Origin of the sequence: Pedobacter planticolens (genome assembly GCF_014172375.1) — a bacterium.
Lineage (GTDB): Bacteria > Bacteroidota > Bacteroidia > Sphingobacteriales > Sphingobacteriaceae > Pedobacter > Pedobacter planticolens.
On record NZ_WNXD01000001.1, the window covers coordinates 1405955 to 1422531 of the forward strand.

17 protein-coding genes are annotated in these 16577 nt (G+C 31.9%); 6 read left to right on the forward strand and 11 right to left on the reverse strand.

The annotated features are described in order from the left end of the window. Positions 1 to 124: 124 nt before the first annotated feature. The 7 genes from GM921_RS05745 to GM921_RS05775 form a co-directional block, all read right to left on the reverse strand. A complete protein-coding gene (locus GM921_RS05745) occupies positions 125 to 661 on the reverse strand; it encodes a hypothetical protein (protein WP_202985633.1) in 537 nt (178 codons plus the stop codon). A gap of 82 nt (positions 662 to 743) precedes the next feature. Beyond that, on the reverse strand, positions 744 to 1871 hold the full coding sequence (locus tag GM921_RS05750; RefSeq protein WP_182921640.1) for a DNA adenine methylase: 1128 nt from the start codon (positions 1869 to 1871) through the stop codon (positions 744 to 746). An 84-nt stretch (positions 1872 to 1955) separates the two neighbouring features. Beyond that, positions 1956 to 2873 carry a tRNA (adenosine(37)-N6)-dimethylallyltransferase MiaA gene (gene miaA / locus GM921_RS05755; RefSeq protein ID WP_182921641.1) on the reverse strand — a complete coding sequence of 306 codons (918 nt, stop codon included), beginning with the start codon at positions 2871 to 2873 and terminating at the stop codon, positions 1956 to 1958. Positions 2874 to 2875: 2 nt separating this feature from the next. Beyond that, complete coding sequence (locus tag GM921_RS05760) at positions 2876 to 3718, reverse strand: hypothetical protein (protein ID WP_182921642.1); 843 nt, start codon at positions 3716 to 3718, stop codon at positions 2876 to 2878. Next, positions 3709 to 4086, reverse strand: coding sequence for a DUF1801 domain-containing protein (locus tag GM921_RS05765; protein ID WP_182921643.1), 378 nt, complete (start codon positions 4084 to 4086; stop codon positions 3709 to 3711). The genes GM921_RS05760 and GM921_RS05765 overlap by 10 nt, the downstream gene beginning before the upstream one ends. Before the next feature lie 62 nt (positions 4087 to 4148). Beyond that, a complete protein-coding gene (locus tag GM921_RS05770) occupies positions 4149 to 5234 on the reverse strand; it encodes an MBL fold metallo-hydrolase (protein WP_182921644.1) in 1086 nt (361 codons plus the stop codon). Positions 5235 to 5630: 396 nt separating this feature from the next. Further along, on the reverse strand, positions 5631 to 6098 hold the full coding sequence (locus GM921_RS05775) for a YMGG-like glycine zipper-containing protein (protein WP_182921645.1): 468 nt from the start codon (positions 6096 to 6098) through the stop codon (positions 5631 to 5633). 362 nt (positions 6099 to 6460) lie between these two features. Here GM921_RS05775 and GM921_RS05780 point away from each other — a divergent pair, with 362 nt between their 5' ends. Beyond that, on the forward strand, positions 6461 to 6646 hold the full coding sequence (locus GM921_RS05780) for a hypothetical protein (protein ID WP_182921646.1): 186 nt from the start codon (positions 6461 to 6463) through the stop codon (positions 6644 to 6646). Between the two features lie 117 nt (positions 6647 to 6763). Beyond that, positions 6764 to 8149 (forward strand): MBL fold metallo-hydrolase, encoded by a 1386-nt coding sequence (locus GM921_RS05785; protein WP_182921647.1) that lies wholly within the window; start codon positions 6764 to 6766, stop codon positions 8147 to 8149. 3 nt (positions 8150 to 8152) lie between these two features. Here GM921_RS05785 and GM921_RS05790 read toward each other — a convergent pair whose 3' ends face one another. The 4 genes from GM921_RS05790 to GM921_RS05805 form a co-directional block, all read right to left on the reverse strand. Beyond that, positions 8153 to 8491 (reverse strand): hypothetical protein, encoded by a 339-nt coding sequence (locus GM921_RS05790; protein WP_182921648.1) that lies wholly within the window; start codon positions 8489 to 8491, stop codon positions 8153 to 8155. Positions 8492 to 8545: 54 nt separating this feature from the next. After that, the gene (locus tag GM921_RS05795; protein WP_182921649.1) at positions 8546 to 8929 is read right to left on the reverse strand and encodes a DUF3037 domain-containing protein; all 384 of its coding nucleotides are present in this window, start codon (positions 8927 to 8929) and stop codon (positions 8546 to 8548) included. Continuing rightward, positions 8907 to 9710, reverse strand: a complete 804-nt coding sequence (locus GM921_RS05800; protein WP_182921650.1) for a HipA family kinase — start codon at positions 9708 to 9710, stop codon at positions 8907 to 8909. The genes GM921_RS05795 and GM921_RS05800 overlap by 23 nt, the downstream gene beginning before the upstream one ends. A 99-nt stretch (positions 9711 to 9809) precedes the next feature. Beyond that, positions 9810 to 10496, reverse strand: coding sequence for a DUF4397 domain-containing protein (locus GM921_RS05805; protein ID WP_182921651.1), 687 nt, complete (start codon positions 10494 to 10496; stop codon positions 9810 to 9812). 348 nt (positions 10497 to 10844) lie between these two features. Here GM921_RS05805 and GM921_RS05810 point away from each other — a divergent pair, with 348 nt between their 5' ends. Genes GM921_RS05810 through GM921_RS05825 form a run of 4 tightly spaced genes read left to right on the forward strand, consistent with a single transcriptional unit; the run spans position 10845 to position 16560 of the window. Further along, positions 10845 to 11651, forward strand: coding sequence for a PorV/PorQ family protein (locus tag GM921_RS05810; protein ID WP_182921652.1), 807 nt, complete (start codon positions 10845 to 10847; stop codon positions 11649 to 11651). Continuing rightward, the gene (locus GM921_RS05815) at positions 11641 to 13677 is read left to right on the forward strand and encodes a helix-hairpin-helix domain-containing protein (protein WP_182921653.1); all 2037 of its coding nucleotides are present in this window, start codon (positions 11641 to 11643) and stop codon (positions 13675 to 13677) included. Before GM921_RS05810 ends, GM921_RS05815 begins: the two co-directional genes overlap by 11 nt. A 5-nt stretch (positions 13678 to 13682) precedes the next feature. After that, a complete protein-coding gene (locus tag GM921_RS05820; protein ID WP_182921654.1) occupies positions 13683 to 15779 on the forward strand; it encodes a ComEC/Rec2 family competence protein in 2097 nt (698 codons plus the stop codon). A 1-nt stretch (position 15780) separates the two neighbouring features. Continuing rightward, complete coding sequence (locus GM921_RS05825; protein ID WP_182921655.1) at positions 15781 to 16560, forward strand: enoyl-CoA hydratase/isomerase family protein; 780 nt, start codon at positions 15781 to 15783, stop codon at positions 16558 to 16560. Positions 16561 to 16577: the final 17 nt, after the last annotated feature.

Sequence of the window (16577 nt, forward strand, 5' to 3'; positions counted from 1 at the left end):
GCCTAATTATTCTAATTTAAACAAATTGCATGCCATGAGTCAAAAAGAAAAACCGAATAGTTAATAACATATTAACATTTTATAGATTTTAAATCTATAAAAATCACCTAGTTAACTAAATTTTCTACAGCTTATTTTCCCAAATTTTAAGTTCATTTAGGCTAAAATGATAATTGACAGTTACACCTTTATGTTCACCATCTACTACATCACCTTCACCACTTTTACGCCGAAAACGTCTGTTGTCTTTTTCTTGTTGCCATATTGGTTTTAGTTCTGAAACCAAACGATAATAGTAGCGCTCTTCATCATAAGGAATAATACATGGTCGATTTAGTACTACCCAAAAAATAAAGATTTGTAATTTATCAGATTTCTCTAACTCAAAATAACGTAGCAAATCGCTCAGATTTAAGGCAACAGTTTCAGAAGGTTTTAATCCGCTTTGCGGGATGAATTTTTCTACACTCATAAAAGTACGTTGCTGAACTTTTACTTCGATATAAAACGTAACTCCATTTTTTGTTTCAACTTTAACATCTGGATAACCTTTTTCGGTTGTTTTACTAGCGCTAAAAACAGTTGAAGAATTGATGTGATGAATTAGTTTTTGTTCGAAATGTTCTGAAAAATTGACATCCTTCTCAAATACATAAGTCATTTTACTAATACTATCACAGGGAGTTGGGCAAACTTTGCAATTAAACACATTCGGACTTATTTGCAAGTAAGATTCCATTTAATTAATAATTGGTTATGATTAAATGAGTGGCATCTCTATTATTTCTACCACGAACATTATAGGTATAGCTCTTACTAAAAGTTGTAATTTTCACTTTAGAGTGAGTATATATTTTGCGAATAAATTCTGTTTCTTTAATTACAACCATCCATTTTGCTGGGTTTTGAATAAGAAATGTCGCTAATCGTTGTTGATCGCTTTGCGTAAAAGCACTTTGATCGTATTCTGAAAATTCGCTATCGTATGGTGGATCCAAAAAGATAAAGTCAGTAGTTTTTAATTCTAACTGATTTAAAAAAGCTTCAAAATCTAGATTAAAAATTGATGTATGTTTAAATAACTCTGTAACCTTTACATCAAATATATTTTCAGCCTTTTGGCGAAAATTTTTCCTGTTGTAAGCAATGCCCCCATAAGGGATATTAAACTCACCCTTGGCATTAAATCTAAACATCGAACCATAGCAAAATTCTCTTACAAAATACCAGTTAGCAGCTGCTTTAGCCGGTTTAAGCTGTAAAGTTTGAGTGTATTGTTTGTTTAATAATGCTCTAAAAAAGAGATAAGCTCCACTTCTAATACCAGTTTCAAAATGCGATTTAAGTTCCTCGTTATTAAAATTTCGTCCTTCCTTTTCGCAAATTCTTTTAATACGCCTAGCTTTATCCGCCATGCTGGCCAATAACATTTTTTTAAATAAATCAATATCAATAATAAAATCTTGATTATTGAGCAATAATTCAGCTTTTAAAGCATGAGTTAAATGCACTAATAAAGCATCATTTAATTGATCTGAAGGAATATTTTTCTGTATAAAACTGGCAAAGATAATAGCACATTCATTCCACAGTTTTGTGGTAAGATTGCCCAGCTCATCCCAGGCAGTTGCGTAATTAAAAAGCTCAGTTTTAAATTCCTTATGATCAATTTGTTTATAAAAATTAATTAGATCAGTACTTTTATCATTTATAAACGATTGAACTTTAGGTTGCAACGCAAAAAACACACCTCCACCACCAAAAAACGGCTCAATATATCTATCAAATTCAGGAATAAACTCAGAGAATAAGGCAAACTCACTATACTTTCCACCTGTCCATTTAATAATTGGCCGCAATTTGTTATTCATTTAGTATTTATACTTTTAAGGATAGTATTGAGCCTGCAAAAACTCAATTATTCGTGGACGAATATGCAATTATTTTAAATCAAATTAATGTTGCAGATGATCAATTACGATTTCTTTTAGTTGAATTACATTTTCATCAGCATTTAACCATTTAATTTTTACGCCATCTTTTTCCATTTTCCTGAAAAAAGTCATTTGTCGTTTAGCGAATTGACAAATCGCTGTTCCTAATCTTTCTTTAAGCGTAGCATAATCCATTTCATTAGTTAAATAAGATGTAATGAATTTATATTCTAAACCATAAAATGTTAACATTTCTTTATCAATTCCTTTTGCCAATAGACTTTCAACTTCTTCTATTAATCCTGTTTTTAGCCTTTCATTTAATCTATTGATAATTCTTTCTCGCCTTGTTTCCACATCACTTTGTAAACCAATTAGTATAGGATTAATTGTTGGTCTAACAACCTGAACTAATTCATTGTGCGTTAAATAATCGGCTATTTCTATTGCCCGAATTAAACGTTTTGAAGATGAATAATCAGCATGTAATCTTAATTTTTCTAGATAAGAATTTAGCTTTTCTTGTAATTGCTCTTTTGTAAAAGCTTGAATTTCATTCCTTAAAATCTCATTTACCGGAATAGCTGTGTATTCATGGTTTTGCAAAATACTATGGATATACATTCCCGTTCCTCCGCAAAGAATTGGTAATTTATTTCTGTCGGATATTTCACTAAACGCAGTATAAAAATCTTCTTTAAACGCATTTACATGATATTTTTCTCCAGCTTCTCTGATATTAATTAAATGGTAAGGAATAGTTTTTCCATTCAATTGATATTCATTTAGATCTTTTCCTGTACCAATATCCATATCTTTAAATACCTGCCGACTATCTGCACTGATTATCTCACCATTTAATTCATCGGCCAATGCCACTGCTAATTTGGTCTTACCTGATGCCGTTGGCCCTAAAATAATTAATAAGTTTTCAGACATGCTTAAAATAGTAAGTGATATTTTAAATTACCTGTATTAAATAGTTTAGTATAACCATTTAATGCTAAGAAATCGTCCAAATTTAAATTGTTTTGTGCTTCAAAATCCAGCAGTATATTTTTTGGCAAGCGATGAGGAAAATAGCGAACCAACGTTTCATTATTTACATATAAAAATGCTGGTTCCGTAATTTCACTTACTATAAATCTTAATTTATCATAGCCCTTACCTAACGACCAATCTCTATCGGCATACGTCATTAAGTCATTTAGTTTGATTTGCTTGGTAAAATGTTTAATCAGTTTGCTTAATCCACCTACAATTGTCAATCCACCCTTAGATGCAAAACGCACTAATTCAGCCGATTGATAGTTTTCGCCTTTACTTTTCATCGGCCTTGCCTCGCTAAAACTAGCTAAGCCAATTATTTCATGATCAGCTATTAAACCAAAACTATATTTTGCTTTCACATAACCTTGTAAATGATTTTCAGTTAAAAAATTACTTGTTTGTTTTTGAGTTAATGTCTCAATTTTAGCTTTACGACCGTGAAAACTTTTATTAAGGCCTAAAAACGAATAAAGTCGATTTAACACTTGAGTTCTTTTGGCTAACCAAACGTCTTCCCAAAGGTGAATTAATTGGATGTCGTTTTTTTGGTATTTTGCTTGTAATGCTATTAATTCTTCTGGGTTGAAGTTATTATCTAATGGCACCAAATGAATTAATACCTGTTTATTACATTCAACAATAAAATAAGGTTCTACTTGAACAGTCTGTACCTGATGATGAAAATTTTGTACAGTTAAAAAGAAATCTTCTTGCCAAAAAGAATTTAAACCCACCCTTTTTGCTTGTAAATTGTAAATCCTTTAGCCAATGCATCTGTTATTTGGTCTAGCAATATATCATCTAATTTTTTGATGTGGAAACATGCTTTTCCTTTTAAAAGCTGTAATAAACTTGGATGAAAAAGACCTTTTGTTTCTGCCTCAGCGTAAACTGGCATGAAATAAAATCCTACGTGTCCTTTTAAAATTTTTACACCAGCAAAATAAACTTCGTCTTTTTTCCTTCCATCTATATCCACATCTTTCTCACTCCAAAGCTCATAAACTGTGTCACTATTTGTACGAGCCGTAAATCCATTGGCGGTATACGGCTGTAAGGCTGCTCTAATGGTCTGAAAAATTTCTACAAAATCTGTTTTCATGGCTCTGGCTTTATCTTGTTAAGAACAACACTAATTTACCACCAATTGTTCATTTAAACAATTTATAAATTTATCCACCAATGTGATGAAGGATGATTTTCTTCTAAAAAAAATGTCTCGCCAATTTTTGGTGTGATCACAGGAAAACTGATTTCTTCAGCTCTTTTTGTTAATCGCTTTATAGGTTCATCCCAATCGTGTAAAGCTAATCTAAATTTGCCCCAATGCACTGGCAATAGTGTTTTGGCTTTTAAATCAATACTTGCTTGCACCAATTCTTCAGGAAACATGTGAATTAATGGCCACATTTCGTTGTATTGTCCGCATTCTAAAATTGCTAAATCAAATGGCCCATATGTTTCGCCTATAGTTTTAAAATGTTGATCGTAACCAGAATCTCCTCCTAAATAAATTTTATTATTTTTTGTTTTAAGGATAAACGAAGACCATACTGTCTGATTTCTTTTAAATCTTCTGCCAGAAAAATGTCTGGCAGGTGCCGCAGTAAAACTGATATTTGCCAAAGGCGATATTTCCTCTCCCCAAACCATTTCAGTAATTTGATTTGATGAAACACCCCAATGCTCTAAATGTGATCCTACACCTAAAGAAGTAACAAATTGTGAGGTTTTACCTTTCAATTTTAAGATGGAAGCATAATCTAAATGGTCATAATGATCGTGTGTAATTAAAATAATGTCTAAGTCTGGTAAATCTTCAATTTTGAGGAAATCTGTACCAGGAAAATTCTTTGTACCCAAAAATTGAAAAGGTGATGTTCTTTTACTAAAAACTGGGTCTACTAAAATATTTATCCCATCAACCTGAACTAAATAAGAAGAATGCCCAAACCAAGTGATTTTCAGTTTTTCTGAACGATTAAAATCTGGTATTTCATGAGGAATGGAATGTTTCGGTGTACTATTTGGATTTCCTTTTATCATTTCCTTGATAACCATCCAATAAGATACATCATCTGGAAGTGCAGGTGTTGGAGATTGGTTTTCAACTGCTCCATTTTTATAATTAGGCAGATTCATTATTTTTTTCAGTCTTTCTCCTTTGGGTAGTCGACCAAAAACTGGCAGGTTTAAAATATAAACTGAAATAAGAATTATGAATATAATAGCTAATATGAAATAGTACATTTTAAGGTTATTGAAATTAATATGCAATGATATGTACAATTTTAATAGTGTCCTATTAACAGAGTATAAATCAACTGTAAAAACTGAGGTTTATTAAGCTTTTTATTCGCTTCGTTTTTGTGCAAAATGATCTTTTTTAAAACGGCCTTAGGACTGGGTTGGGTCGGGGTTAGTTCGGACTTGGTTCGGAGTTAGTTCGGACTTGTGACAATTCAATCCGAACCAAGTGCGACTGAAGTGCGAGTTAAATTCGAAGTAATAGTTAAGCTACTACCAACTAGTAAAAGTGTAATAAAAGGAGGCTTTAGCAACAAGCTATAGTTTCCAACTTTAAGCAATAAAAAATGCCCATGCAGTTTACAAACTGCATGGGCATTTTTTTAATGTAATTATATATTAGTTTTTAGGTTGTACCCTACCGCTTTTTCTATCTTGAGCTCTACCAATTGCGTAACCAGCACCAGCGCCAGCTAAACCACCTATAATTGCTCCTCTACCATCTTTCTTATCAATTAAAATACCACCTAAAGCACCTACACCTGCACCGATTGCTGTTCCTTTAGCTGCATCACTCCATCCTTTTTTCTTAGCTGCTGTAGTTGTACCTGCAGATGTAGTTGTAGATGAACCACTTGATGAATAAGTAGATGAAGCGCTACGTCTTGCGGCAGCTAATTCTGCTTGATGTTTTTCTTCTACTAATTGTTGTTGTTTTACAACTTCAGCACGTTTAAAACTATCTAATCTTAAACTGTCTTTTACAGCTGTAATTGCTTGTTGTTTTGCTAATGCCTCTTCTTTGGCACTGTTGCCACATGAAGCTAAAACTGTAGCCAATGCAACTATTGCGAATATCTTTTTCATGTTCAATTTTAATTTAGTGTTAATTATGTTTGGTATAATGTAAAAATGATGCCAAGATTTTAATTTGTGAATAAATAATTTTAAAAATCAAACCTTAGTATACTAACATAACAATAGTAATGGCATTTTAGTTTTTCGCGAAAAATGCCTATATTTGCGCCAACGGAATATCAATATACTTTTCTCTATACAATACCTACTGGGCAATTATTTGTTCAGCATTCCAATCTTTAGCAGGTCAACCGTTGCCATGCAGGATAAAATATAACGTAGCGATCTAATTCATTTTTAACAAAACGCGTTAAAAGATCAACAAAAGGTAAACTCAGAGAACAGTCGGTTTTTAATTAATACACTATTATATGGCAAAGTCTCAGGCAACTTTCATGAAAAAGCAGTTAGAAAAAAATAGACAAAAGAAAAAAGAAGATAAGTTAGAGCGTAAGCTAGAACGTCAACAAAACTCTACAGGTGGCGATTTAGATAGCATGATGGCTTATGTAAATGAATTTGGAGAAATCGTTTCTACTCCTCCTGATAAGAAATAAACACTCACACAACTCTCGCTAAAACCGCGGGAGTTTCTCTACAATTTTCTCAAAAAATTCAATTCTTTGGGTTAAAAAATGATATCTTGCCTTCATAGCTAAGGAAAGAATTTATACATGAAATTAACCATTTGGGGAGCTGCACAACAGGTAACTGGCAGCATGCATTTATTGCAAACAGACAACTACTCCATACTTATAGATTGTGGCCTAGATTACGAAAAAGGCACTTATCAGGAAGAAAATCAATATTTTCCGTTTGATCCAGCATCGATTGATTTGGTGATATTAACTCACGCTCATATCGATCATTCTGGTAATTTACCTACGCTTTTACGCATGGGTTTTGAAGGGCAAATTTTATGTACTTCGCCTACGGCAGATTTAGCAGAATTGCTTCTATTAGACTCGGTTAACATATTTCTTGGCAAACAAAACAGAAAATTAAGAAGTAAACGAGGATTTGCAGGTCCGCAACCATTATACTTGCAAAAACATGTAATGGAAACTGTAAGTCGCTTTGTGACCATTAGTTTTAATAAACCATTTAAAATTAACGGGGCTATTGAATTAACTTTTATCCCAGTAGGACATTTATTAGGTGCTGCTGCTGTTATTTTACAGGTTATAGAAAATGGAATAACAAAGAAAATTGCTTTTACAGGCGATATTGGTCGGAAAAATTATCCTGTATTAATAGATCCACAACCTTTACCACAAGTAGATTATTTGGTATGCGAATCTACTTATGGTGGGAGATTACATACTACGGATACTACTTTACAAGAAAAACTGATAGAAACCATTAATGAGACTTGCATTAAAAGTCCAGGAAGGCTGATTATTCCTGCTTTTAGTATCGGAAGAACTCAATCTTTAGTGTTTACTTTAAATCAGATTTTTAGTAAAGGATTACTCCCTCCTGTTCAGATTTTTGTAGATAGTCCATTGGCAAATTTTGCCACCGATGTTTATCGAAAGCACCATGAATTGGTAAATGAAGAGGCAAAAGAGTTTTATAAAACCAAAGGTGATGAATTTGAATTTGAGAACTTAATTTATGTACATGATCGTAAAGAAAGCCAATCCGTAAGTAATTATTTAGAGCCTTGTATCATTATTTCATCCGCTGGAATGCTAGAAGGAGGTAGAATTCAAGATCATTTATATTATAATATTCAGAATTATTATTGCACCATTCTATTTATAGGATATTGTGCCAAAGGAACATTAGGAGACCGATTATTACGTGGAGATCCTATTATCCGTTTACGAAATCGCGACTTAATGGTTTATGCTTCGATAAAGAAAACTGACCTATTAAGTGGACACGGAGATCACAATGATTTAGTTCAAACCGTAAAGCAGCAAGACCGACAAATCTTAAAAAAGGTATTTTTGGTGCATGGAGAAACTAAAAGTATGTCGGCATTAGCAACCGCATTAACAGATGAAGGTTATACTGTTACAATTCCCGAAAAAGGAGAAGAAATAATTCTTTAAGGATTATACTACTAAATAAACGTAAAATTTATTATTTCTAATGGGTTGTCCTTTGATGGATAAACTTTCTCCTTTATAATCACGAGTTGGTTTAATTACAAAAGGTTCATCAGAGGTAGCTAATTCATCGAAAGCAATTTTTAAGCGATCAATATGTGTATCAGCATTTACTCTCCATTTTTTATCCATATACCAGAAATAGGCAAAAACATTTCTTGTACCACCTTTCAATTTACCATCAAGCCTAATATGTGCCATATTTGCTTTCTTTAAGGGTTCAACAGCTTTTTTATAGAAGGTTTTAAAGTCTTTAAATTCTGGGATAGTTTTAACCTCGCTCATTTATTTCGATTTTTGTGCAATTTACATCATTTAAAATGCAATTAGAAATTACTGTTAAAGTACCAACTGCTGAAATAGCTTTTGCAAAGTTTCTTCGGGATCAATACAAAAGCCAGGATGCACTTTAGACGCCTGTACCACAGTGCTTCTAGTAGCGGTGAGCCAACGAAAACGAGAAGCTATATCTAATTGACCAATTGGACCAGCTTCTGCCCCACCAACACAGATTTTCTCTATCGCTGTTAAGTTAGAAAGGATAATAGCTGTTTCAACATCACAAGCAAAAGCAGATAAACGAGTTTCATTTACATCAAATACACACTTCAAAAATTTCTGGCCAGCACAATACAAAATCACCCCAACATTGAGGAATTCTTCACGTTCTACTCGTGGTACAACGCGAATTACTGCATACTCAAATAAGTGTTTCTCTGGCATGTTGTGCTTCTTTTACAAAAATATCCGAATGAGCAATTCTTGTGTTTAAAAATAGAGCATATGCATCTCTTTGAGCTTGGCTACTCTGAAATATATCTTCATTTAGCCATTCGTCTGGTATTAAATTCAATATATTCTCAATAATTTTTGGGGTTAAAATAGAGCTGAAGTTAGTATTAACTTCCTCTAATTGGCTAGCTTGAGGTAGCAATACATGGTCTTTTACCAATACAAAAGGTCTTTTTGCTTGTTCTTCCCAATTTTGCCATGAGTGATGAAAATATAAAGATGCACCATGATCAATTAGCCATAATTCTTTATGCCAAAGCAACATATTGGTATTACGAGCAGTACGATCCATGTTTGTGAGCAAACAATCTAGCCACACTATTTGTGATGCAAGTAAAGGATCTATTTTAGTTACCGTTGGATCAAAAGTAATAGCGCCAGATAAATAATGTAAGGCTAAATTTAAACCAACACTAGCTTTAAGTAGATCTTGTATTTCTTCATCAGGTTCTGTTCTGCCAAAAGCTTCATCTAATTTAGCAAATACTAATTCTGGAACCTTTAATCCTAACGAACGAGCAAGTTCTCCTCCAATAATTTCAGCTATTAACGCTTTATGTCCTTGTCCAGCTCCACGAAACTTTAATACATATAAAAATCCATCGTCTGCTTCTGCAATTGCGGGCATAGAACCACCTTCACGTAAAGGTGTTACATACCGAGTAACATTTACAGTTCTAATTTGTAAAGATGGACTATCTGTTAAGGTCATTTAACTGGCTTATTCATCAAAAATAGAAAAATTTACCATTTGTTAAGACACAAAAAAGCACTGCTTACTAGCAATGCTTTTAAAATCTTCGAGCTATTTTTAATTCTGTACTATAACATGATAGTTAGCGGTTGTAGTACTTGCAGCATCAAACCAAATGGTATAAATTTTTCCAGATGCAAATGTTGCACCAGAAATAGCTGTTGAAGTAGCAGAACCTAAAACAGTAACATTCAATGCAGTATTAGCATCAATAGTAGTGTAAACCGATCCATAACCAAATGTTAAACCAGTAGTTAATGAAGCGCCACCTGCAGCAACTACGTTAATTGAATTAGTTAAAGCTGAGCCTACATTAATAAATCTAACTTTAGATTTTCCTGAAGCTGGTGCGGTATTATCTTCTTCATATCCGTTAATTTGAGCACCACCAGCGGCATTGGAATAGTAAAATACAGTATAAGAAGCATTTGTTTTGATACCTACATTAGCTGTTACATTTGCAGTAGTTGAGCCTGAATTTCTAAATGAAATAGTGCTTGCCCCCGCTTGAGCTGTTAAAAAGTTACTACTTTCTCCATAAGCGACCGCAGATGTTGTCAATTTGGTATCTCGTTGATAAAAATCTTGAGGATTTGATCCTTGTACAGAATTTACTACCCTTAAGTTCGCATTCCCTTCTACTATAACGTCGTTGTTATTTTTTTTACAAGACGAGATTACTATGGCTATCATACAAATCATCGTAAGTACGACTGCCGATTTTTTGCTAAATATCGTTTTCATTAGATTAAAATTTAGTTAGTTATTATTCAAAATATTATCAAATACCAAGCCAATATAGCATGAATTACACCTATTATTTACATAACAAATTTTATTTAAGCAATTTTATTTTGTTCAATTTAATCTTTCCATAGAAATAAAAAATGCATTCGTTTTATAACTGAAATAAAAAATTTATTATCTAAAATTCAAATAAATATACCAAAATAGAAATTTTATTAACCTATACTAAATTATATTTCTAATAACGAACTTTAATTCTGATAAAATATTAATTTTAAAATTTAATTCTAAAATTAATATTTAATTATTTATAATATTTTGTATACATTGGTTTTACCTAAACCTATGAACAAACTATTTATACTTTTTTTAGTGCTATTAATTAGCCTAAATTTTTGTTTTGCACAAAACAATCTTGGTCCACGATTAACTGCTATGGGCAACAATAGCGCTGCGGTTAAAGATATATGGAGTTTAAATGGAAATATATCAGGTATATCTTATTTAGAATCCCCTACTGTTGCTATAAACTACACAAAGTATCTAATTGATAATGAATTGAGTAATCAATCAATTGCATTTGTTTTGCCACTCAAAAACAATTATTTGGGAGTAAGTTTTAACCGCTACGGAATTGCCGCATACAATGAAATTAAAGCAGGTTTTGCATTAGCTAAAAGATTTGGAAAAAAGTTATCAATTGCTATAAAAGGGAATTATCATCAATTAAAAATAAGTAATTACGGATCAACAACGGGGTTTTCTGTTGATGTTGGAGCAATGTATGATTTAAACGAGCAAATTACTTTAGGAGTTAGTTTAAATAATCCGTCTTTTCAAAAATATAGTAGCAGAGAAATTGAAACAAAAATTCCAAGTACTATTCAAGTTGGTGCATCTTATAAAGCATCTGATAAAATTTTAATCGCTACTACTATAAGTAAAGATTTTAACGCTGCAATTGATGTTGGTTTAGGCATCGACTATAAATTGTTAGATCTCATCAGTTTAAGAGGCGGTTTAACTGCTAAACCTTTTAAACACTACGCTGGCTTCGGATTGAATTATAAAAAATTTGTGATGGATATGGCAGTTGAAAGCGATTCACATTTAGGTTACACTCCTCAACTAGCTCTTACGTATGCGTTTTAGACTTTTACTCCTGTTTTTATTCATTGGTTTTGTAGCAAACGCCCAAACTCATGAAGATAATTTCATTAAAGATTTGATAGAGAGTTTAGCCGAAAATCTACCCGACGATTATGATCTTTCTGAATTAGAAGACAAGTTAGTTTTCTTACAAAAACATCCCATTAATTTAAATAATACAAATCCAGATGAATTAAAAGGTTTAATCTTTTTATCTCCATTGCAAATCAGTAATCTTTTTTCTCATCTAAAAACTAATGGAAAACTGATAGATATTTTAGAATTACAAAGTATACCCGATTTTGATATCACAACAGTTGAAAGACTTCTGCCATTTGTAGCCTTAAATCAGTCTGATTTAGTTGATCGTATTACCTATAGAAACCTATTAAACTTAGGTGATAATGATTTGGTCTTACGTTTTGGAAGAGTTTTAGAAACACCAAAAGGTTTTACAGATTTACCTGGAAGCCATTATATTGGCTCACAAGAACGGTTTTTATTGCGATATAAATATAATTTCTCCAATCGTATTTCAGCATCATTAATTTTTGAGAAGGATGCAGGAGAACAGTTTTTAAAAGGAACTAAACAATTGCTTCTTGATTATCAATCTGCCCATATTGCTATTTTTAACACTGGCCGATTTAAAAAAATAGTTTTGGGCGATTACACCTTGCAATTTGGTCAAAGTTTAACATTATGGTCGGGTTTCGCCTTTGGCAAAGCACCAGATGTAACCAGCGTTGCCAAAAAAGATGTTGGTTTAAAACCATATACTTCTGCAAACGAATATTCTTTTTTTAGAGGAATTGCCACAACAGTTACTCTTGCGAAATACATAGACTTCACTCCTTTTATATCTTCTCGGAAATTAGATGTTAGCTTAAGCTTAAATAACGATGGTGAAGAAGTTCTTTCTAATGTTAATGAAACTGGTTTACACAGAACAGCGACCGAAATTAAAAACAAAAATAGTTTGTCTCAGCAGTTATTTGGAGGTGTTATTCAATACCAAAAAGACAACTTAACTATTGGAGCAATCGCATACCATTCTATTTACAGCAATAAATTTATTACAGGAAATGAAGTTTATCGAAGTTATAATTTCGTTGGTAAAAAGCTGACTAACATTGGTCTACATTATAATTATACCCATAAAAATATTTATTTCTTTGGCGAAGCTGGAAAAAGTCTAAATGGAGGTTTAGCTTATGTAAATGGTGTTTTAGTAAGCCTTTCTGCAAAAGTATCCGCTGTGCTTTTACACCGAAATTACGATGCTAATTATCATAATTTTTTTAATCAGGCAACTGCTGAAGCCAGCGAAGCACTAAATGAAAAAGGATTTTACGCTGGTTTAAATATCACACCTGTAAAAGCTTGGGCAATTGCTATTTATGCTGATTATTTTAAATTCCCTTGGTTAAAATTTAGAGTTGATGCACCTTCGGATGGGTATGAAGTTTTAGGGCAAGTAACTTACACTCCTACAAAAACTTTTAAAGCAGTTTTACGGTATAAATCTGAATTAAAACAGCAAAATACCGATTTGGATGTTCCAATTAATTATTTGGATGATGTCAAAAAGGAATCGTACAGAGCAGATGTAAATTGGCGATTGAATAAATCACTTAGTTTTCAAAACCGATTAGAAGTTTCTCTATTTAAAATAGGCAGTACAAAAGCTGAATTTGGTTATTTAATTTATCAAGATGTAGGTTATTCTCCATTATTTTCTAAAATCTCTGGAAACATAAGACTTGCTTATTTTAACACACCATCATTTAATAGTAGAATTTATGCATATGAAGACGATGTACTGTACAATTTCACCTTTGGCATGTATAATGGAAAAGGATTTAGAACCTATCTAAATCTTAAATACAAACTTATAAAACGAGTAGATATTTGGGCTAAATATGCATTATTCTGGTACAATAACGTAGAAACAGTTGGAACTGGGTTAGATGAAATAAATGGCAATAAAAAAACCGATGTTAAACTGCAATTACGCTATCAATTTTAAAAATTTTGACATTCAAATCTGAAATTGTTTTTGTAAGAATTTTACTACCATTTATACTGGGTGTTTGTTGCGCTTATAATTTTCAAAACCATTTATTAATTGTTTTATTATTGACATTAAGCGTAGTAGTACTAATTTATTTAACTGTTATTAATATATTTTATAAAACGTTAAAAGCTTATAATTTTAAGGGCATAACCGGCATATTTTTCTATTTCTTTTGCTTCACATTAGGTGGATTGATTTGCTTGGTAAATACTCAATCTTTAAAAAAAGATTATTACGAAAATCAGCAATTTGACTATTTAAAAGTTTGGGTGAATAATGAGCCGCAACAAACAAATGATATTTTACGGTTTGAAGTTGTTGTTACAACTGGTTATACACTTAACAAATCTCAAAATGTAAGCGGAAAACTATTGATTGCTTTAAAAGTTGATAGCTTAAATCCTGTAAAGTTAAATTATGGAGATGAATTGATTATTTCTTCAAAAAACTTACCTGTAGAGCCATCATACAATCCATCAGAATTTGATTTTAGAGCTTGGTTGGCTGCAAAAAACGTATATCACCAAACATTTATTAACCAAAATCACTTAATAAAACTGAATAGCAATAAAGGCAATCCAGTTATAAAATATGCCATTGAAGTACGGCAAAGACAGGTTGCCATTTACAGAAAACTGATACATAATAATGAAGCTTTTGCCGTTGCATCGACTTTAGTTTTGGGTTATAGAGCAGATTTAAGTAAAGAAACTTTAGCCGCATATAGTAAAACTGGAACAATACACGCTTTATCAGTATCAGGAATGCATGTTGGCATTATTTACATCTTTTTAAATTGGGCATTATTCTTCTTGGATAAGAAAAGAGCTTTGAAGATTTTTAAACTAGTATTAATCTCTTTCTTAATTTGGTATTATTCACTTTTAACAGGGTTTTCTCCATCTGTTCTTCGCTCTGCAATTATGTTAACCGTTTATATTTTGGCAAAAGCATTCAATAAAAATAGTAACAGTTATAATATACTGGCATTTACAGCTTTTTGTTTATTGGTGTATAGTCCTTTCTTAATATGGGATGTTGGCTTTCAGCTTTCTTTTTTAGCAGTTTTTGGCTTGATTTATTTACAGCCTAAAATTTACAAATGGTTTTATATTAAAAATAAATGGTTAGATAAATTATGGGCAACTATCGCATTAAGTTTAGCCGCACAAATTGCCACTTTTCCGTTAAGCATTTACTATTTCCATCAGTTTCCGCTGTATTTTATTTTTAGCAATTTATTTATTCTGCTTCCATTAACAGCAATGATGTATTTGGGAATTGGAATTTTAATGCTACGTCTTTATTTTTTAGCACCAATTTTCGAATGGATAATTAATTTCACTAATGCTGGCCTAAAATGGATTGCAAACCTCCCCTTTTCGGGCATTACGTCTATTTGGCTTAACCAATGGCAATTAATTTTATTAAGTTTTACACTAGTTATTTTTATCATTGCTTTAGTAAATTATAAGAAAAAACTCCTTGTCGTTTCTATACTTTCCATCTTAGTTTTTCAGTCATTTGCTGTGTATTATAAAATATCAGCTTTGCAGCAGAAAAAGATTATGTTTTTTAGTCTCCGCAAAAATTATGCTGCCGCTTTTATAGATGGAAACAATGCAATTCTATTAACCGATTTAACCGCTAATAACAAAAATTTCGAATTCTTTGTTAAACCAGCACTAGATCAAATGCAAATTACAAACATCCACTTTGTGAAATGGGAACAGGATACGGTATTAAATACGTTTGTTAAAAAAGAGCATCAGCTTACCTTTCATCAATATCATATTTTATTGTTAGATGATGATTTTAATTACAAAAAAATCGATCAATTACCCAAATTTGAAAGCATTTGGTTACATCAAAATCCACGAAAAAGCATAGCTGATTTACGTTCTGAAGTTCTATTTTCAACTTTGCTAATAGATGCAAGTAATAAGGATTATATGATTAAGCGTTACGAGGAAGAAGCAAATAAATTTCAGTTAATAGCTCATATTTTAAAGAAAAATAATTCATATTTGATAGACCTTAACGTATTAAAATAACATGGTTGAAGAACTTGTTTTATATAAAGTAGCTGATAGAATTGCACATATTACACTAAATCGTGTGGATAAACGCAATGCGCTAAATCCAGAATTAGTGAGTTTATTGACGGATTATATGCTAAAAGCAGCCGAAGACGATGAGGTTAAAGTAATTATTTTAAAAGCTAATGGCGATACATTTAGCGCAGGAGCAGATCTTGCGTATTTGCAACAATTACAGCAAAACTCGTACGAAGAAAACTTGGCAGATTCTAATCGTTTAAAAAACCTGTTTACTACAATTTCCTATTTACCAAAAATTGTAATTGCTCAGGTAGAAGGACATGCAATTGCTGGTGGATGTGGTTTAGCAACAGTTTGTGATATTATTTTTGCAGTTCCTGAAGCAAATTTCGGCTATACAGAAGTTAAACTAGGATTTGTACCAGCAATAGTTTCTTGTTTTCTACTACGCAAAACAAGCGAAACTATTGCTAAAAAGCTTTTATTAACTGGAGATCTTTTTCCAGCGGAAGAAGCACTAAAATATAACCTGATTACTTTTGTAACAAAAAGAGAAAATATAGCTCAAAGTGTAACTGATTTTGCAGTAAGTTTGTGCAACAATACCTCCGCGAATGCGTTAATGGTAACCAAACAGCTCATAAATCAAACAACTAATTTAGGATTAGAAAAGAGTTTGGAAATGGCTGTACAAATTAATGCAAGAGTTAGGGAAAGTGATGATTTTAAAAAAGGAGTTTCATCTTTTCTTAATAAGGAAAAAATTAAATGGTAAATAAAATCTAAAATTAA